This window comes from Enterobacter sp. J49 (assembly GCF_002148625.1).
GTDB lineage: Bacteria > Pseudomonadota > Gammaproteobacteria > Enterobacterales > Enterobacteriaceae > Enterobacter > Enterobacter ludwigii.
The window spans coordinates 667,822-685,720 of sequence record NZ_MWPY01000033.1; the positions used below are offsets into that span (position 1 = coordinate 667,822).

19 protein-coding genes are annotated in these 17,899 nt (G+C 51.5%); 14 read left to right on the top strand and 5 right to left on the bottom strand.

Features of this window, described 5'->3' with window-relative positions:
* Positions 1–82: 82 nt before the first annotated feature.
* From BJP35_RS16115 to BJP35_RS16130, 4 genes are all read left to right on the top strand, one after another.
* Positions 83–1,048, top strand: a complete 966-nt coding sequence (locus BJP35_RS16115) for a sensor domain-containing diguanylate cyclase (RefSeq protein ID WP_014170057.1) — start codon at positions 83–85, stop codon at positions 1,046–1,048.
* A gap of 82 nt (positions 1,049–1,130) precedes the next feature.
* Positions 1,131–1,658: a GNAT family N-acetyltransferase gene (locus tag BJP35_RS16120; RefSeq protein ID WP_047744651.1), complete on the top strand. Its 528-nt coding sequence runs from the start codon at positions 1,131–1,133 to the stop codon at positions 1,656–1,658.
* Positions 1,659–1,775: 117 nt separating this feature from the next.
* Entirely contained in the window at positions 1,776–3,227 is a 1,452-nt protein-coding gene (locus BJP35_RS16125) for a tagaturonate reductase (RefSeq protein ID WP_047744652.1), read from the top strand.
* Between the two features lie 201 nt (positions 3,228–3,428).
* Positions 3,429–4,343 (top strand): bestrophin family protein, encoded by a 915-nt coding sequence (locus BJP35_RS16130; RefSeq protein ID WP_014170060.1) that lies wholly within the window; start codon positions 3,429–3,431, stop codon positions 4,341–4,343.
* On the opposite strand, the gene BJP35_RS16135 is transcribed toward BJP35_RS16130, so the two are convergent.
* The gene (locus BJP35_RS16135; RefSeq protein WP_086463420.1) at positions 4,331–4,879 is read right to left on the bottom strand and encodes a GNAT family N-acetyltransferase; all 549 of its coding nucleotides are present in this window, start codon (positions 4,877–4,879) and stop codon (positions 4,331–4,333) included. The two genes, BJP35_RS16130 and BJP35_RS16135, sit on opposite strands and share 13 nt — an antisense overlap.
* A 143-nt stretch (positions 4,880–5,022) precedes the next feature.
* Between BJP35_RS16135 and BJP35_RS16140 the strand changes: the two genes are divergently transcribed.
* From BJP35_RS16140 to BJP35_RS16160, 5 genes are all read left to right on the top strand, one after another.
* Positions 5,023–5,463: a GNAT family N-acetyltransferase gene (locus BJP35_RS16140; protein ID WP_014170062.1), complete on the top strand. Its 441-nt coding sequence runs from the start codon at positions 5,023–5,025 to the stop codon at positions 5,461–5,463.
* Positions 5,464–5,608: 145 nt separating this feature from the next.
* On the top strand, positions 5,609–6,604 hold the full coding sequence (locus BJP35_RS16145; RefSeq protein WP_020884143.1) for an alpha/beta fold hydrolase: 996 nt from the start codon (positions 5,609–5,611) through the stop codon (positions 6,602–6,604).
* 44 nt (positions 6,605–6,648) lie between these two features.
* On the top strand, positions 6,649–7,389 hold the full coding sequence (locus BJP35_RS16150; protein WP_025204193.1) for a response regulator: 741 nt from the start codon (positions 6,649–6,651) through the stop codon (positions 7,387–7,389).
* Complete coding sequence (locus BJP35_RS16155; RefSeq protein WP_020884141.1) at positions 7,386–8,684, top strand: ATP-binding protein; 1,299 nt, start codon at positions 7,386–7,388, stop codon at positions 8,682–8,684. Before BJP35_RS16150 ends, BJP35_RS16155 begins: the two co-directional genes overlap by 4 nt.
* 137 nt (positions 8,685–8,821) lie before the next feature.
* A complete protein-coding gene (locus BJP35_RS16160) occupies positions 8,822–10,012 on the top strand; it encodes a cytochrome c biogenesis protein/redoxin (protein WP_086463421.1) in 1,191 nt (396 codons plus the stop codon).
* Between the two features lie 6 nt (positions 10,013–10,018).
* Here the strand turns inward: BJP35_RS16160 and tam are convergent, their stop codons facing one another.
* Complete coding sequence (tam, locus tag BJP35_RS16165; protein WP_086463422.1) at positions 10,019–10,777, bottom strand: trans-aconitate 2-methyltransferase; 759 nt, start codon at positions 10,775–10,777, stop codon at positions 10,019–10,021.
* Between the two features lie 82 nt (positions 10,778–10,859).
* Positions 10,860–11,444 carry an NUDIX domain-containing protein gene (locus tag BJP35_RS16170; protein ID WP_025204189.1) on the bottom strand — a complete coding sequence of 195 codons (585 nt, stop codon included), beginning with the start codon at positions 11,442–11,444 and terminating at the stop codon, positions 10,860–10,862.
* 86 nt (positions 11,445–11,530) lie between these two features.
* Between BJP35_RS16170 and BJP35_RS16175 the strand changes: the two genes are divergently transcribed.
* The 3 genes from BJP35_RS16175 to BJP35_RS16185 all read left to right on the top strand — a co-directional run bounded on the left by BJP35_RS16175 (position 11,531) and on the right by BJP35_RS16185 (position 14,043).
* Complete coding sequence (locus BJP35_RS16175) at positions 11,531–12,304, top strand: DeoR/GlpR family DNA-binding transcription regulator (RefSeq protein ID WP_047356490.1); 774 nt, start codon at positions 11,531–11,533, stop codon at positions 12,302–12,304.
* Positions 12,305–12,460: 156 nt separating this feature from the next.
* Entirely contained in the window at positions 12,461–12,730 is a 270-nt protein-coding gene (gene hipB, locus BJP35_RS16180) for a type II toxin-antitoxin system antitoxin HipB (RefSeq protein ID WP_047356536.1), read from the top strand.
* On the top strand, positions 12,730–14,043 hold the full coding sequence (locus tag BJP35_RS16185) for a type II toxin-antitoxin system HipA family toxin (RefSeq protein WP_047744656.1): 1,314 nt from the start codon (positions 12,730–12,732) through the stop codon (positions 14,041–14,043). The genes hipB and BJP35_RS16185 overlap by 1 nt, the downstream gene beginning before the upstream one ends.
* 38 nt (positions 14,044–14,081) lie before the next feature.
* Here BJP35_RS16185 and BJP35_RS16190 read toward each other — a convergent pair whose 3' ends face one another.
* Complete coding sequence (locus tag BJP35_RS16190) at positions 14,082–14,444, bottom strand: DUF4406 domain-containing protein (RefSeq protein ID WP_020884136.1); 363 nt, start codon at positions 14,442–14,444, stop codon at positions 14,082–14,084.
* A 225-nt stretch (positions 14,445–14,669) separates the two neighbouring features.
* On the opposite strand from BJP35_RS16190, the gene BJP35_RS16195 reads away from it, so the two are divergent.
* Together BJP35_RS16195 and BJP35_RS16205 are read left to right on the top strand one after the other, a co-directional pair.
* A complete protein-coding gene (locus BJP35_RS16195; protein WP_086463423.1) occupies positions 14,670–16,289 on the top strand; it encodes a mechanosensitive ion channel family protein in 1,620 nt (539 codons plus the stop codon).
* Positions 16,290–17,121: 832 nt separating this feature from the next.
* The gene (locus BJP35_RS16205) at positions 17,122–17,382 is read left to right on the top strand and encodes a protein L (RefSeq protein ID WP_204247281.1); all 261 of its coding nucleotides are present in this window, start codon (positions 17,122–17,124) and stop codon (positions 17,380–17,382) included.
* 408 nt (positions 17,383–17,790) lie between these two features.
* Here BJP35_RS16205 and BJP35_RS16210 read toward each other — a convergent pair.
* The coding region (locus BJP35_RS16210; RefSeq protein ID WP_143349615.1) for an IS3 family transposase at positions 17,791–17,899 on the bottom strand (109 nt) is incomplete at its 5' end.

Consider the following 17,899-nt stretch of genomic DNA (forward strand, 5'->3'; position numbering starts at 1 on the left):
TAGCGTCTGAACAGGATATTCGTACACTGACAATGTCTCTGTTTAAGCTACGCTTTTAGTAAAGCTTGCGTCAGGAGACGTTATGAAAACACCTGCAACCCCTGAAAATGAAACGGAACGTCTGAACTCGCTGCGCGAATCAGGCCTGCTTGAAATCGACAGTTCGCCGGCCTTTGACCGCCTGACGCGTCTGGCAAAACGCTTTTTCCAGGTGCCGCTGGCGATGGTCAATCTTATCGATGAGCATTCGCTGATCGTGAAGTCAGCGGATGGCCAGGCACCGGACTCGGTCCCGCGCAATATCTCATTTTGTGGCCATACGATCCTCAGCGAAGCGCCGCTGGTGGTGGGGGACATGCGTCAGGATGACCGCTTTGCTGATAATCCGCTGGTGGCCGGTGAGCCCGGCGTTCGTTTCTACGCTGGTTTCCCGCTGCGTCTGCGCGACGGCGCGAGTGTCGGATCGCTTTGCCTGATTGATTATTCTCCGCGCGAGTTTACGGCGGCCGATCTTGCCGTGCTGGGAGACCTGGGCGCGCTGGCAGAAGATGAATTTGCTGCCGTCAGTGCGGCGACTACCGATGAACTGACGGGCTTATTCAACCGTCGGGGCTTTAATCAGCTCGTCCGGTTTACCCTGTCCGTCGCCCGACGCCGTGCAGAGCCGTTAACCCTCGGCTGGCTGGATCTGGATCGCTTTAAGGAGATAAACGATCGCTACGGCCACGAGGAAGGTGATAAGGCGCTGAACGTGATGGCGCAACTGATGCGTTCCTCCTTCCGTGAGGCGGATCTGCTGGTTCGCTTTGGTGGGGATGAGTTTGCCGTGCTGTTCGCCGATACGGATGAGCAGGGGGCCTGGATTGCGATGCAGTATCTGGCCGAGCAGGTCGAAAATTATAATGCCCGCAAACTGCATCCGTGGTCGCTTCTGTTCTCGTGGGGCCTCAGTGAATTTGACCACAATGGCCATGACCTGCAACAGTGGCTAAAAGAGGCCGATGAAAAGATGTATGCCATGAAGCAGCAACGCCACCGTGAAAGATGACATAACAAAAGCCTATGATCGATCCGTTTGCGTTAATAAGATGTTAATTGCACAGTGACGGTATTCAACGTAAGGAAAAACAATGAATACCTCACTGCACATCAAAAACCTCACCCGGGAAGAGATCCTCACCCACCTCGATGCGTTGTCCGCGATCCTCGAAAACTGCGTTAACGGCGGCGCATCCGTCAGTTTTATGTTGCCCTTTAGCCTGGAGAAAGCGCGTGCTTTCTGGCGCGGTATTGCTGAGAGCGTGGGACGCAATGAACGTCTTGTGCTGGCCAGTATCGATCCGCAGGACGGCGTTATCGGCACGGTACAGTTGATCACCGATCAGCCGGAGAATCAGCCGCATCGCGCGGATGTGGCAAAACTGCTGGTCCATGAAAAAGCGCGCCGTAAAGGGGCGGCAATGGCCCTGATGGAAGAACTTGAAGTTCAGGCCAGAGCCAGAGGCATTTCGGTCCTGGTACTGGATACGTCCACCGGCAGCGGTGCCGAGACGTTCTACCAGCGTGCTGGCTGGCAAAAAGTGGGGGAGATCCCGCGCTATGCATTGATGCCGGATGGCGCGATGACCGCCACCTCCGTGTTCTATAAGTTCTTATAATTATTTTTCACAACTCCATCATGAATTGATCAAAACAGGGTTCCCGGTCGTAAAGTTTTGATAAGTTATCGTACCAATCTTATCAGGCTGTATGACTAATTATAAAAGGAACCCATTGTGAACACACTTAACCGTCATGATTTTCCCGGTCCACACTATCCGGAACGTATCATTCAGTTTGGTGAAGGTAATTTCCTGCGGGCGTTTATCGACTGGCAAATCGACCTGTTAAACGAACATACCGATCTTAACGCCGGTGTGGTGGTCGTTCGTCCCATTCAAAGTGATTTTCCGCCGTCGCTGAATACGCAGGATGGTCTGTATACCACGATCATTCGCGGCCTGAACGAAAAGGGCGACGCGGTGAGCGATGCACGTCTTATCCGTTCCGTTAACCGCGAAATCAACGTTTATAACGAATACGATGCGTTCCTCAGGCTGGCTCATAACCCGGAGATGCGCTTTGTGTTCTCGAATACCACGGAAGCGGGGATCGGTTATCACGCGGGCGACACCTTTGAAGATGCGCCTGCCGTCAGCTACCCGGCGAAGCTGACGCGATTGCTCTTCGAGCGTTTCAGTCATTTTAACGGTGCGCCAGACAAAGGCTGGGTCATCATTCCGTGTGAACTGATTGACTACAACGGGGATGCGCTGCGGGAACTGGTGCTGCGCTACGCGCAGGAGTGGGCGCTGCCGACGGCCTTTACTGAATGGTTGAACGATGCCAACTGCTTCTGCTCGACCCTGGTTGACCGCATTGTAACGGGTTACCCGCGTGACGAAGTGGTCGCCCTGCAGGCTGAACTGGGTTATCAGGACGGGTTCCTGGATACCGCCGAACACTTCTATCTGTTTGTGATTCAGGGCCCAGACTCCCTTGCCAGCGAACTGCGTCTTGATAAGTTCCCGCTCAACGTATTGATCGTGGATGACATCCGGCCTTACAAAGAGCGTAAAGTCGCCATTCTGAACGGTGCGCACACGGCGCTGGTACCGGTAGCCTTCCAGGCCGGGCTGGACACGGTAGGCGAGGCGATGAACGATGCTGACGTGTGCGCTTTTGTCGAAAAAGCTATCTATGAGGAAATTATTCCGGTACTGGATTTGCCGCGTGATGAGCTGGAATCGTTCGCCAGTGCGGTAACGGGCCGTTTCCGTAACCCTTACATCCGGCATCAGCTGCTGTCGATTGCCCTCAACGGGATGACCAAGTACCGCACCCGCATTCTGCCGCAGCTGCTGGCAGGGCAGAAAGCAACCGGGTCATTGCCTGCGCGACTGACGTTTGCTTTAGCGGCACTGATTGCGTTTTATCGCGGGGAGCGTAACGGGGAAAGTTACCCGGTACAGGACGACGCGCACTGGCTGGCGCGTTTCCAGCAGCTGTGGACACAGCATCACGATCGCCAGATCACTACCCGCCAACTGGTAAAATCGGTACTGAGCGTGGGTGAACACTGGGAGCAAGATCTTACGCAGGTTAACGGCCTGGTCGAGCAGGTTACGCGGGATCTGGATGCTATTCTGCAACAGGGAATGCGTGCGGCGGTTAAACCGCTCTGCTAACACCGTTGCCCGGCTTCGGCCGGGTTTTAATGGGGATCTTATTAGTTACAACATACTATTTGCTCTGTTTTTAAAAACACCTCTGGCACCGTGCGGTTTAGGCTAGCCAGGTCAGAAAATTCAATGTTTTATTAACATGCTTGCAACCGTGAGGGGGATCACGTTTAATAGCCACGCTCTTTTTCTTTCCTGAAACTCACTATGATTGTTCGTCCTAAACAGCACTGGTTACAACTCATCTTTGTCTGGCATGGCTCGGTACTGCCAAAAATCTATACCCGCTTGCTACTCAACTTCCTGCTTTCTATCGCCGTGATCCTGATGCTGCCGTGGTACACATCCCTTGGCATCAAATTTACCGTTGCGCCATTTAGCATTCTCGGTGTGGCGATCGCTATCTTTCTCGGTTTCCGAAACAACGCCTGCTATTCCCGCTACGTTGAGGCGCGCCAGCTTTGGGGGCAACTGATGATAGCGGCACGCTCTCTGTTTCGCGAGGTAAAAAACACCTTGCCGGACGATAAACATCTCGGCGAGTTTGTCCGCCTGCAGATTGCCTTTGCCAACTGTTTGCGCATGACCCTGCGCCGGGAAACGAACGCCGAACAACTTTCCCGTTATCTTCCGGAAGATGATTTACGCAAGGTGATGAACGCCAACTCGCCGGCGAACCGTATTTTACTGATCATGGGGGAGTGGCTTGCCGTCAGGCGTCGCAATGGTGAGCTCTCAGATATCCTGTTCCACAGTCTCAACAACCGACTGAACGACATGTCCATCGTCCTGTCGGGTTGCGAGCGTATTTTGACGACACCCGTACCGTTTGCTTACACGCTGATCCTTCATCGTACGGTGTATCTATTCTGCATCATGCTGCCGTTCGCGCTGGTCGTCGATCTGCACTACATGACGCCTTTTGTGTCGGCGCTGATTTCTTACACCTTTATCTCGCTGGATACGCTGGCGGAAGAGCTGGAAGACCCGTTTGGTACCGAAGATAATGACCTGCCGCTGGACGCCATCTGCAACATGATGGAACGTGACCTGTTGCAGATGAACGATGAAGAAGAGATCCCCGAAAGACTGTTACCGGATAAGTATTATCAACTGACCTGACGGGCATTCCATTCGTCACGGGTGATTTCCCACAGTTCGGAATCCAGTATGCCGCTGACGTACGCTTTCTTTTCTGTCCTGATAAGCCGCATGCCGCTACTGTCTGAAATACGGCGGGAGCGGCTGTTAGCAGCCGCTTTTGGCGCACGCAACACCGGCTTGTTCAGGGTGTTAAACCAATAATCCGTCGCCGCAATACTGGCCTCACGCATGTATCCCTTACCCTGAAACTCCGGCGCCAGCCAGAACCCACGGTTGTTATCTTCGACATCGTACAGGCAGATAATCCCCATCAGCTCATCCGGTGCCTCGCGACGTCGAATACTCCAGAACCAGGCAATGCCTTTTTCCATATCCGGCAATGCAACGTTATTAACATAATACTCCGCGCCGTTATCCGGGTAGGGCCAGGGTACTGAGGAGACCATATAGCGAACGATTTCCCAGCGCGGATAAAGCCGCTGTATCTGGACGGCATCTTCCGCGACCAGGGGAATAAGTAACAGGCGGTCTGTCGTTAGCGTCGGTATTGTCATCCGTGGTTCTCCCTGTTTAAGCGTTATGTTTTTGTTCACCTTCTGGTATTTTCATCTCTATCACATTCTTTTTCGGTGTGCTGGAATTCTTTACTACCAATAACTGCTTTTAAAAGGCTTTCGATTTGTAATAAGAGGAATATATGGCTGTTACGGTAAGAGCTTTACGCGCAGAAGATTATTCCCAGTGGCGTCCGCTGTGGGACGGCTACACCCATTTTTATGACTGTGTCCTCGATGAGTCCGTGACCGCCGCGACATGGCAAAGGGCGCTCGACGAGCGATCATCGATGTTTTGCCGGGTTGCGGAAAGCGACGGCAACGTCATCGGCTTCGCCATGTGTATTTTGCACGAAGGAACCTGGTCGACAGCGCCCGTTTGTTATCTGGAAGACCTGTTTGTTGCTGCCAGCCAACGGGGAGCAGGGACCGGAAAAGCGCTCATTGACGCCCTGATGGACGAAGGCAAGCGCGAAGGGTGGTCGAAACTTTATTGGGTCACGCGGCAGAACAACCCGGCACGTAAACTCTACGACCAATATGGCGAAGCCGACGATTACGTTCGTTATCGCGTCTCGCTTTAAGACGCAATGACCTGTGTTTGTATCACATTGTATCAACGCCTCTGATACATACACAGGCTTGCAATAAAGGCCCATTCGCACATATCCGCTATACAAACCGATGTTGTTATATCCCCGTGAATCGTACTCAATCGGAGATAACAACATGTTCAGCAAACTCGCATACTCAACTCTCGCATTAACCGTTTCTCTTGGTACCGTCATGTCCTGTCAGGCCGAAGCAACCGGTACTGATTTCGCGACGGCGTTTGATCATCCTCAGCAGATTAACGCCGGCGACCTTAACGTCGGCTATGTCGACATCGGCCCGAAAAATGGTCAACCGATCATTTTATTACACGGCTGGCCCTACGATATTCATAGTTATGCGCAAGTTGCTCCCGCGCTGGCTGCCAAAGGATATCGGGTGATTGTGCCTTCTCTGCGTGGTTACGGAACTACCCGTTTCCTCTCAGATAAAACGCCGCGTAACGGCCAGCCTTCGGCCATGGCGAAAGACATTGTGAACCTGATGGATGCCCTGAACATCAAGCAGGCCGTTTTTGCAGGATACGACTGGGGTGCCCGTACGGCGGACATCGTCGCGGCGCTGTGGCCAGAACGCGTTAAATCGCTGGTCTCCGTCAGTGGATACCTGATCAGCAGCCAGCAGATTGGCAAACAACCCTTACCGCCGAAAGCAGAAGTTCAGTGGTGGTATCAGTTCTATTTCGCCACCGAACGTGGCGCTGAAGGCTACGCCAAAAACACCCATGACTTCGCCCGTCTGATCTGGTCACAGGCATCACCTGACTGGAAATTTAGCGATGCAACGTTTAACGCCAGTGCCAAATCCCTTGATAACCCGGACCATGTCGCGGTGACGCTCAGTAACTACCGCTGGCGTTTAGGGCTGGAAAAAGGGGAGCGCAAATACGACAGTTATGAGCAAAAACTGGCAACGCTTCCGAATATTACCGTCCCGACGATCACCATTGAAGGCGGAAACAACGGGGCGCCGCATCCTGCTCCACAGGCCTACGCCGGGAAATTCACCGGTAAGTATGAACACCGTACCTTTGGCAAAACCGTAGGTCACAACCCACCACAGGAAGATCCGCAGGATTTCGTCAACGCAGTTGTGGACGCAGATAAACTCTGAAATGTGCTATTTTCAATACGTTACCCTTCAGTCTGGAGATTTCTGTGGAGCATATTGATCATATCCTTGTCGTCGATGACGACAGGGATATTCGTGAGCTGATTGTCGATTACCTCGTTAAGTCCGGATATCGCGCCTCTGGCGCGGCAAATGGCAAAGAGATGCGAGTTGTGCTTGATAAACAGCATATCGATCTTGTGGTGCTGGATGTCATGATGCCCGGCGATGACGGATTAACGCTGTGTCGTCAGCTCCGAAGCGGTAAACATAAAGACTTGCCCATTCTGATGCTCACGGCGCGTAACGAGGAAACAGACCGGATCCTGGGGCTGGAGATGGGGGCAGACGATTATGTCGTGAAGCCTTTTGTTGCACGCGAGTTACTCGCGCGGATCAAAGCCATTTTACGTCGTTTCCGCACAATGCCCCCCAATTTACAGGTGACGGAAGCCGGGCGACTGGTCACGTTCGGAGAATGGCAACTGGACACCGTGGCCCGTCATTTAATCGACAGTGAAGGGATGGTAGTGGCGCTCAGCGGAGCGGAATATCGTCTGCTGCGCGTGTTCCTCGATCACCCTCAGCGTGTCCTGACCCGGGATCAACTGCTAAATCTGACCCAGGGGCGCGATGCCGAGCTTTTTGAACGATCGATTGATCTGCTGGTGAGCCGGGTGCGTCAGCGTCTGAATGAAGACGCCCGCACGCCGGCCTATATCAAGACCGTGCGCAGTGAAGGCTATGTCTTTACAATGCCGGTGACCATAAAAGAGGCCAATGAATGACGCTTTGGCCACGCTCGTTGCTGTCCCGTCTGTTGGTCATCGTGCTGGCTGGACTCTTACTGGCCAATACTCTCAGCCTGACGCTGGTGATGGTTGAACGCATGCACAGCGCCCGCAGCGTAATGCTGGGTAATCTGGAAAACGATGTAGCCACTAGCGTGGCCATTCTTGACCGACTTCCCGCTCAGGAGCGGGCGGCCTGGCTGCCGCGGCTGGAGCGCGGTAACTATCGCTATATTCTCGGGCCTGGAGAACCGGGCGCACCCCCTGAGGATAAACGTTCACGCGACGCCATTCGAACGCTAAAAGAGACCCTTACGGCTGACTACCCGCTCACGTTTACCGCCGTTCCCGGTCCCATTTCCCATATTCAGGCGCATCTCACCTTACGTGATGGCGCACCGTTGACCATCGATCTGACGCCACGCATGCCGCCGGTTGCCAGCTGGTTACCTGTTGTGCTGGTATTGCAGCTGCTGCTGCTTGCGGCCTGTGCCTGGATCGCCGTGCGTCAGGTGATTCGGCCTTTTTCTCAGTTTACCCGTGCGGTTGACGCGCTGGACCCGGCGGCAAACACACCAATGACGGAGAAGGGGCCGGTAGAAGTGCAAAGAGCCGCGCATGCCTTTAACGCGATGCAGGCGCGCATTCAATCCTATCTTCGCGAACGCGCGCAGATCCTGGCATCCATTTCTCACGACCTGCAGACGCCCATCACGCGCATGAAATTGCGCGTCGAGATGGCCGATCAACCCGAGTTACGGGACAAGTTATTGAACGACCTCGATAACATGACCCGTCTGGTGCGGGAGGGGATTGCCTATGCCCGGTCATCAGAGTCCCTGGAAGAGACCTCGCTAAAGCTGGAGCTCAATGCCTGGGTAAACAGCATTGCCTGTGATTATCAGGACATTGGTAAAAACGTGCAGTTTCAGGCAAACGACGCCCGCCTGCCGATAGTGACTCGGCCGCAGGCGCTTCGCCGGGTGATGACCAACCTCCTGGATAACGCGCTTAAGTTTGGTGGCTATGCCGTTATTGAGATTGATGATTCTTCTGCCGGACACATTGCTATCCATATTCTGGACGGCGGGCCGGGGATACCCGAAGCTGAACTCGACGCGGTATTACAGCCTTTTTATCGGGTAGAAACATCGCGTAACCGTGATACCGGCGGAACCGGCCTGGGGCTGGCGATTGCCGCACAGCTGACCGCGCAGCTTGACGGGAAACTGCGGCTGGCAAACCTTCCTGAAGGCGGGCTGAAGGTCACGGTAACGCTGCCGCGTCGCTAATTGTACGGTTTTGTATCCGGTTGCGTGACCGATACGAGAGCAGACAAATCGTCCCGTTTTGCACACATCCCAAACACATCCGTACGATGAAATACCCTCACTGCAGCGTCGCAGGCCATCTGTAATGTGAGGTTTTTATGTTTTTGATAATCGCGTTTCTGGGCGGGATGATAAGCCTGCTCAGTCCATGTACGCTCCCGGTGATACCTCTTCTGTTTGCCGGTTTTCAGGGGCAGCGAAGACATATCCTGGCTCTGCTGGCAGGGATGATCGTGATGTTTACCGTGGTGGCGATGGTTGTCACGGTTGCCAGCGAATGGATCACGGATGCCACGATAATAGGGCGCTGGCTGGCACTCATTATTCTGGCTACAGCCGCGCTGGCCTTAATTTTCCCGTCCTTCGCCCAGCGCATAGCCGGGCCTGCGGTCAGCGCGGGCAATATCCTCAACACCCGCAGCGGACAAACGCGCGGAATGTTTTCCGCTTTCCTGGCCGGACTGGCCGTCGGTCTGCTCTGGTCTCCCTGTGCCGGACCGATCCTCGGGGCTATTTTCAGTATCAATATTGCGGGTCATTCGGCCATCACCACCGGCGCGCTGCTGGCGGCGTATGGCAGCGGATGTGCGCTTATGTTGGGCCTGCTTATGGCCGGCGGTCGGAAACTGATGGCACCGCTGCGGGCCAAATCAGCGCTGATGGAAAGGTTGCGCAAGGGGGCGGGCGTGGTGATGTTAGCGGCTGTGGCGTTCAACGCCACGGGGATGAACTCGGTGCTGAAAGGTGCAAATGGGGTGGCAGACCGTCTTGAAACGACGCTGTTGACCCTGGCGAAGCCCGCCACTGCGCCAGTAAAACTGCAGCCGGTCGTAATGACCGAACCCAGCAGTCAGTTGCCTTCGTTAAGTGGCGGAACCGGATGGGTTAATGGTGACCCTGTCACGTCTGAATCTTTGCGGGGTAAAGTCGTCCTGATTGATTTCTGGACCTGGGACTGCATCAACTGCCAGCATACGCTCCCGCATGTCCGCGACTGGGCCACGCGATATCAGTCCCAGGGTCTGGTGGTCATCGGCGTGCATACGCCTGAATATCCGTGGGAAAAACCGCTCTCGTCGGTGAAAAACGCGGTGAACAAATGGCAACTGCCGTATCGGGTCGTGACGGATAATAACTACCAGATCTGGAACGCCTTCGGGAACCAGTACTGGCCGGCACATTACTATTTCGATGCCAAAGGGCAGTTACGTTATACCTCTTTTGGCGAAGGTAACTATGAAGAACAGGAAAAAGTTATCCAGCAGCTGCTTAAAGAGGCCCGCTCATAACGTTGCTCAGGGCTGACGTTGAGCAATGATAAACAACCGTGGAAAAGCCAGCAGTATCTGCCCGTTTTCCTGGAGCGGATACTGCTCTTCCAGCATTTCATGGTAGCGCTTGAGAAAACGTTTCTGCTCGCTCTCATTAAGCTCCTGCAGCCACGGACGTAAACCGGTAGCGCTTACCCAGTCAATGATGGCCTGGTGTGAGCTCATTTTATGGAAATAGGTTGTCCGCCAGATATCCACATCACAACCGGCGTCTGTCAAAATGTCGTAATAGGCATGCACGCCGGGCAAGGCTTCACGACCCCGGTCGGGATAGCCTTGCTCCCAGGCAACTTCACGCATCGCCACATGAGTGGGCTCAAGCCAGTTGTCAGGCATCTGAATGGCCAGTACGCCATTTAACGTGAGCAGAGAGACCAGGTGCGGCAGGAGATCGTAGTGGTCAGGCACCCACTGCAACGCGGCATTGGCGTAAATCAGGCTCAGCGGCTGGCCGGGCTTAAACTGGCGGATATCGGTCTCGACAAAGTGGCAATCCGATAAGGCGCTGCGGGCTTCGTCGAGCATCGCAGGTGAGTTATCGACCCCTGTGACGTGCGCTGAAGGCCAGCGATGTTTTAACAGCGCCGTACTGTTTCCAGGCCCGCAGCCCAGATCGACGATGGATGACACGTCATCCAGGGGAATTCTGGCGAGCAATTCAGCGGCGGGGCGCGTACGTTCGGCTCCGTATCGCAGGTACAAGGAAGGGTTCCAGTCAGCCATCTTTGCATCTCCGTTGTGCATGCTTCAGCAAGAATAGCACACGCAGACACCTGCACTACGGCAGGTGTCTGTCCTGCAGCAATTACAGAATGCCTTTCAGGGCAACATGATAAAGCAGCATGATGGTTTTCCCGTCGACAATCCTGCCCGTTTCAATGCCGCGCAGTGCCTCTTCCAGCGTCATTTCCAGTACGTCGATATCCTCACCCTCCGCTTTGAGTCCACCGCCTTCACTGGTTCTGTCTTTCGGCTGGTATTCGGCGAGATAAAAATAGAGTTTTTCAGTGACGGAGCCCGGGCTCATGTAAGCTTCAAAAATTTTCTCAACGCGGGAAACGCTATAGCCGGTCTCTTCTTCCGCTTCTGCTTTAATCCGGCTTTCCGGATCCATGTTATCGAGCAAGCCCGCAGCAGCTTCAATAAGGTCATCTTCGTGCCCGTTAATAAAGACAGGGAAACGGAACTGGCGGGTCAGGATCACCGTCTTTTTATCCCGGTTATAAAGCAGGATGGTGGCTCCGTTTCCCCGGTCGTACACTTCGCGATTTTGCCGCTGCCATTCGCCATCGCGTCGCTGCAGATCAAAGGTATATTTTTTCAGGATGTACCAGTTATCAGACAGTGTTTCACTTTCTATGATGCGTACATCTGCACGTTTTGATTGCACGTTTGTTCCTCCTTACGTAGAGTAATTATCATAAACAGCATTGTCGTGCAGTTTCAAGATTAAACGTGCAATATCAGGAATTCCTTATGCTCACAACGCAGCGAAAACAATTGATCCTTGAAAAGCTCGAGGCTGAAGGTCAGGTCCAGTCGAAAGCGCTCAGCACGCTCTTCGCGGTGTCTGAAGACACCATTCGGCGCGATTTACGCGAGCTGGCGGCAGAAGGGCGTTTACAGCGTGTTCACGGCGGGGCGCTGCCGTCATCCTCGGCCATTGCCCCGTTTGCTGAGCGTAAATCGGTAAAGATGGATGCCAAGAAAAATGTCGCCCGTAAAGGTGCGCAGCTGATTTCTGACGGCCAGGTGGTGATCATTGACGGCGGCACGACCACGTCAGAGCTGATTACGTTTCTGCCTCCTGATTTGAAGATAACCGTGGTCACGCACAGCCCAGGCATTGCGCTGGGACTTGTCGAACATCCCTCCATTGAGGTTATCCTGATCGGTGGCCGTCTGTATAAACACTCTATTGTCGCGGTCGGCGCGGCTGCTATCGAAGGCATCGAAAAAATCCATGCGGACCTGTTCTTTATGGGAGTGACTGGCATCCATCCTGATGCGGGCCTGACGACCGGTGATTTTGAAGAGGCGAGTATCAAACGTGCATTTTCCGGCAGAGCCGCCGAAACGGTTGTGCTGGCTTCCCCCGAAAAAATCAATACCGCGTCATCTTTTGTGATTGGCGATCTGTCGCTGGTGAACACGATTGTCGTTGAAGACGATACCGATAGCGCCTGGATTAATGCGGTAAAAGAAAAGGGGGTTTCCGTGGTGATGACCTCTGCACGGGAAGAGGTGTAATACATATCAATATCCCTTGAAGGGGATAACGCCTCTTTTATACCCATGAGGGGATAAAAAGTGCAGATCTCTCACTTTGCTGTTGACATTATCCGCACAAGAGGATAATACATGTATTATCCGCACAAGAGGATAACAATGTTGGGAATGCAAATTATGAATCCACCATACATTTATAGTCCGGTGCAACTGGCTAATTATATGAAACTGGTCCGTCAAAAAAACAGCTGGACCCAAATCGAACTGGCAAAAAGGATAGGTATTAAACAGGCTACTATCTCTAATTTTGAAAACAATCCTGACAAAACTACCCTGACCACTTTTTTTAAGATTTTACAGTCGCTTGGTTTGATGATGGCGCTCTATGAAAGCACAGAAGCAACGACGGGGCCGGAGAAAAATAACCAACAGGGGCTGGACTGGTAATGTCAAAGCTTGTGACATGGATGAATAATGAACGTGTTGGCGAGCTTACGAAGCAACCGAACGGAGCTCAGACCTTTAAATATGACCGTGGCTGGATGTTTAGCCATCATGCACGCCCTTTATCGCTCTCGCTGCCTCTGCAGTTTGGCAACATCACATCTGACGCGGTGTTCAATTTCTTTGATAACCTGCTGCCTGACAGCCCAGTCGTGAGGGAGCGTGTTGTTAAACGCTACCAGGCAAAATCCAAGCAACCATTTGATTTACTTGCAGAAATAGGACGTGACAGTGTTGGTGCAGTAACGTTGCTGCCAGTCGATGAAGATATCAGCATACCGGGAATGACGTGGGAACCGCTTACCGAGAAAAAGCTTGAAGCTGTACTGTCCGCTTATAAATCTGATATCCCGTTGGGCATGATTAACGAAGAGAATGATTTCCGCATTTCCGTCGCGGGTGCTCAGGAAAAAACAGCGCTACTCAAAATGGGTGATGAGTGGTGTATCCCCAGGGCTGCAACGCCCACGACACATATTATCAAACTTCCAATAGGCGAAATTAAACAGCCAAATGCCACGCTTGATTTACGTGACAGCGTAGATAACGAATACTTTTGTCTTTCACTGGCAAAGACACTGGGTTTTAACGTTCCTGATGCGGAAATAATAAGAGCAGGTGGCGTTCGTGCACTGGCAGTAGAACGCTTTGACAGACGCTGGAATACTGACCGCTCAATATTATTTAGGCTGCCTCAGGAGGATATGTGCCAGGCATTCGGCCTGCCATCAGCCCTGAAATACGAGTCTGATGGTGGCCCAGGGATTACACGGATCATGATGTTTTTGCTGGGTTCCAGTGAAGCCCTGACGGATCGTTATCAGTTTATGAAATTCCAGGTTTTCCAGTGGTTACTTGGGGCGACAGATGGGCACGCTAAAAATTTTTCCGTCTTTATTCAGCCACACGGGAGTTACCGCTTAACACCTTTTTACGACATTATTTCCGCGTTCCCGGTACTGGGTGGCGCAGGGATCCATATCAGCGATTTGAAGTTGGCAATGGGCCTGAATGCATCAAAGGGGCGTAAAAATGCCATCGATAAGATATATCCTCGCCACTTCCTTACTACTGCGAAAGTCGTAAAATTTCCCGAAGAGCAAATGTATGAAATCATGCAAGAGCTTGCTGAACTGGTGCCCCAGGCTCTTGAGCGTGTTATTGAAAAATTACCTATTGATTTTTCAAAGAAAGTGAAGACATCCATCGCTACAAATGTGCTCAGATTACACGCGAGATTGTCTGGGAGTTTGTGATCCGGCCTGTCGGTAAGCCGACAGGCTGGCAGGCAACATCAAACCTGAGGGATATCCTCAAGCGCAGTGTAAATCTTAAGCCCCAGCGTTTGCGCCACCTCTATGTCCATATCGGCCCCTTTGGACGCGCCGGCAATCCGGTAGATAGCATCACATTTCGCAATGAGTCGGTGCGCGACGGGATACAGCATTGCTTCACTGATTTCATCACCCATCGATTTCGAGCCAGCCGCTTTTGCCAACGGTAAGGCCAGCCATTCGCCAATAACCGGAACGTGGCCACGTTGATAGACGGCTAACGCCGCATTTTCAAGACGAGCAAGGTTTTCATCAATGCGCGCCTGCACGCCATCGGTGCCGCTACGATAGGGGCCGGCGATTAAAATCAACTGTTGTGTCATATCAACCTCAGTAAGTAAAAATGCATGAGTTTGCACGTTTGTGCGTCTTTTGTTTCTCTCTTCATATTAATAGGCAGTTTCGTGCAATTTCAAGCAATATTGTGCATTATGGTTTTTTTAAGACAGTTGCAGAAGAGTCGAGCTGGTCTATGCTCAAAAAGCAGAGATCAGCCATTCTCTGGGCGTATTGAAAAATAACAATAATCTTGCGTTTCAGGGGGAGAAATGAAGAGGATCCTGCTCGTTACAGTGTCATGCTTGCTCTCAGTAATCTCTTTTCTCAGCGTAGCCGCAGAGCCGCGCCAGGAGCCGACAGATCGGGAGCGCGCCAGAACGGTTTATATTTTCCATCAGCCGATTGTTATGCTGCAGGCAAAATTCGGTCTGACCACGCCTGAAGAGCGAGTTTTGCGCATTCGTAATACGCTGCGCAATTTTTCTCAACAGGATGTTCGGGAGCCCCTGAAAATGATTCCGGTTACCCGTTACAACCAACCGGGAAGATTGATTGTGATGAACGGCAAGCCGGTGATGTTACTGGCACAAGCCGATCTCGATGAGGGTGACGACCTGACGCTTGATGAAGCTGCTCAACGTGTGCTGACTCGAATGGAGGCACAACGTACGGCACTTCGCGATCAATATGACGCCGGGTGGCTGGCATTATCGGCAGGCAAAACGGCCGCAGGGGTGCTGGCACTGTTTGTTTTCTGGTACGGTGCCTGGCGGTCATGGCGTGGAGTAAGGCGTTTTTACCGAGGCCGCATTCTTGAGAACCGCAGTATCATTCCACAACGCTGGCGCAGGTTTGTCGGCGCGATTGAGACTCGTTTGTATGCTTTGCTGATGATTATTCTGGGTATTCTCGGGCTTTATATCTGGCTAAGTTGGTCATTCAGTCTGTTTCCCTGGACGCGCGTTTGGGGGGCATCGCTGGGTGACTGGACCATGCGTGTTCTGCGGGATATCGCACTGTCCATTGTCTCGGCTATGCCGGGCATTTTGATCGTCCTGATTATTTTTCTTATCACAGCCTTCATTCTAAAACTCCTTAAAGTCTTGTTAAATCAGGTAGAAGCAGGGCGTTTACACCTTCCCGGGATCCATCCTGAAACCGTCGGCGCGACGCGGAAGTTAATTTCTGTGGTGGTGTGGTTATTTGCTCTGTCCGCGGCATACCCGTTTTTACCCGGGGCCAATTCACTGGCCTTTAAAGGTATCAGTGTATTCTTTGGGCTGATGTTGACCCTGGGATCTGCCGGGGTGATGAACCATGCCATGAGTGGCCTGGTACTGATTTACTCGCGAGCCTTGAGAAAAGGCGACATCATTCGGGTCGCGGATAACGAAGGGTTGGTTACCGAGATAGGTATGCTCGCGACGAAAATCATTACGCGGGAGAATTATGTTGTAACCGTACCGAATGCTGTCGTAGTTAGCGGCAAAATCACTAATCTCAGCGCGCAAAATCCAGATGGTGGCGTGAACCTGACGACAGGTGTCACTATCGGATACGACACGCCATGGCGGCAAGTTCATGCCATGCTGGAGATTGCCGCCAGACGGGCGAAATGTATCGATCAGTCACAACAGCCGCTGGTAAGACAATTGAGTTTGATGGACTGGTATATTGCTTATGAACTTCAGGTGAAGCTGCGTGCCGGGCAATCACTGGCGGAGGCCCGCAATGAACTGCACAGCAATATTCAGGATGTCTTTAACGAGTTTAATGTACAAATCATGTCGCCAAACTTTGTGATGCAACCAGAAGGCGCGGTCGTCGTGGCGGAAGATAACTGGTATGCAGCGCCGGCAGAGAAGCCAGAGAATAAACAGCGTGAGTGAAGATGGCTATGCAGGTTTAGAGGATTCGGAGCAGATAAGGTGCATTAGAGGCTGTCAAACACCAGAACAAGGATGACCACAAAAAGCCAGATTCTGCCTTAATCCATGTAAGTGCGCATAATGTATATTATGTTAAATATGCTGGGTTTGAAGTTCAGTACATGAGGACCGCTCTTTCAGCAACTTACCGGCGAATCAGTCGTTTGCTAAAATTCAGTTGTGGCTTTACGATAACTTCATAACGCAACAATTATGGGGATATCGCTAAGTTCATGGCATATTCCATCTTACATTTATCCAGGAACAACCAGAGAACTCATCTCATGGTTGATACCGTAACTACCCTGCCCGTCATGTTCACCACAATTTAATGCAGACGACAAAGTCATTCAGGGTATGGAGCTTGATGCTTACATCAAGGCCGAGTAACTAGCTATGGTACATGAGGGGCTCGAAAAATCCCCCATTCAGCCTTCGACACTACATGCTCGACTTAAAGCAAAAGGAATTATGATTGAATCCGTTTTAAGGTTGGCTGTACTTTCAATGTAGAGATTTCATGGCTTTTGTCATACAATTAACATGCAACTGCGGAAGATTATGCAAAGTGGATGGCCATCTTTATACCTCACGTTTTCGAGAAGAAGCGCAATGAGCATGACGAAGCATACGTCGTGTTTGTTAAGTCAGCTGGCAACCGGGGAAATCTTATCTATGGAGTGAGAATCTCCACTGCTATCGGATCCTTCAACAATGGCTCATTCCTGTACATCACGTATTACGGGACTTTGGCGATAGTTGAGTATATGGATTGAGTTCAAAAAGGAAAATAATGGCTGCATTTACAAGCGAGACAGAGCAATTTTTACAGCGCGTTGAGGGCGACAAAGAGCGCTGGACGTCACAGTACAATCCTGGTGACACTGTTCCTGTTTCAGGAATTTACCGTTGTACCGTATGTGGCAAAGAAGTGACCAGTAATAAAGATGATCCATTCCCGCCACAAAATCACCATCAACATAGTTCTCACCATGAAACGGATACGAAGAATTGTCCGCTTTGTGCGGATGAAACCCTAAGGAGAAGCTTGTGATAAAGACAATTACCATTCTTTTAGTTGGCTTGTTTTTTTCTGCATCAAACGCTTTTGCAAATACAGAATTAGTTTTTCAATGCATGACAAAAAGCAAAAAAATAATAAAAATATAACGTACAGATGAAATCTTAAAGTATACATATGGCAATGATAAAAAAATGATTTAACTCTAGAGACTCGACTTTTCAGCGAGAAAATTCCAACTATTTTTTCATCAGATGTTCAACTTGGAAACAAATCCGGACCTTATGTTTTTAACACTGTTACATTCCATAATGGAGAATATACATATTCAGTCTCCGCATTAAGTGACATCAATGTTCCATCAGACGAAACCTTTACAGGGGTTTATGTCAGCGGAAACAACATAAAAACCAATAAAATAAATGAATCGCCACGGATAATCTAGACACTTCCGAGCCGTTGATAATACTGGTTTTCATATTCTGTCGGTGACATCTGATTGCTCGAACCATGCCGACGCTTACTGTTATAAAACATTTCGATGTAATCA

Excerpts from the sequence above, each read along its gene's own strand:
- BJP35_RS16190 (WP_020884136.1), bottom strand. The coding sequence starts at position 14,444 with ATGACACAACAGTTGATTTTAATCGCCGGCCCCTATCGTAGCGGCACC.
- hipB (WP_047356536.1), top strand. The coding sequence starts at position 12,461 with ATGAATCCACCATACATTTATAGTCCGGTGCAACTGGCTAATTATATG.
- tam (WP_086463422.1), bottom strand. The coding sequence starts at position 10,777 with ATGGCTGACTGGAACCCTTCCTTGTACCTGCGATACGGAGCCGAACGT.
- BJP35_RS16155 (WP_020884141.1), top strand. The coding sequence starts at position 7,386 with ATGACGCTTTGGCCACGCTCGTTGCTGTCCCGTCTGTTGGTCATCGTG.
- BJP35_RS16115 (WP_014170057.1), top strand. The coding sequence starts at position 83 with ATGAAAACACCTGCAACCCCTGAAAATGAAACGGAACGTCTGAACTCG.
- BJP35_RS16145 (WP_020884143.1), top strand. The coding sequence starts at position 5,609 with ATGTTCAGCAAACTCGCATACTCAACTCTCGCATTAACCGTTTCTCTT.
- BJP35_RS16140 (WP_014170062.1), top strand. The coding sequence starts at position 5,023 with ATGGCTGTTACGGTAAGAGCTTTACGCGCAGAAGATTATTCCCAGTGG.
- BJP35_RS16205 (WP_204247281.1), top strand. The coding sequence starts at position 17,122 with ATGGCTGCATTTACAAGCGAGACAGAGCAATTTTTACAGCGCGTTGAG.
- BJP35_RS16135 (WP_086463420.1), bottom strand. The coding sequence starts at position 4,879 with ATGACAATACCGACGCTAACGACAGACCGCCTGTTACTTATTCCCCTG.
- BJP35_RS16175 (WP_047356490.1), top strand. The coding sequence starts at position 11,531 with ATGCTCACAACGCAGCGAAAACAATTGATCCTTGAAAAGCTCGAGGCT.
- BJP35_RS16130 (WP_014170060.1), top strand. The coding sequence starts at position 3,429 with ATGATTGTTCGTCCTAAACAGCACTGGTTACAACTCATCTTTGTCTGG.
- BJP35_RS16195 (WP_086463423.1), top strand. The coding sequence starts at position 14,670 with ATGAAGAGGATCCTGCTCGTTACAGTGTCATGCTTGCTCTCAGTAATC.
- BJP35_RS16120 (WP_047744651.1), top strand. The coding sequence starts at position 1,131 with ATGAATACCTCACTGCACATCAAAAACCTCACCCGGGAAGAGATCCTC.
- BJP35_RS16185 (WP_047744656.1), top strand. The coding sequence starts at position 12,730 with ATGTCAAAGCTTGTGACATGGATGAATAATGAACGTGTTGGCGAGCTT.
- BJP35_RS16160 (WP_086463421.1), top strand. The coding sequence starts at position 8,822 with ATGTTTTTGATAATCGCGTTTCTGGGCGGGATGATAAGCCTGCTCAGT.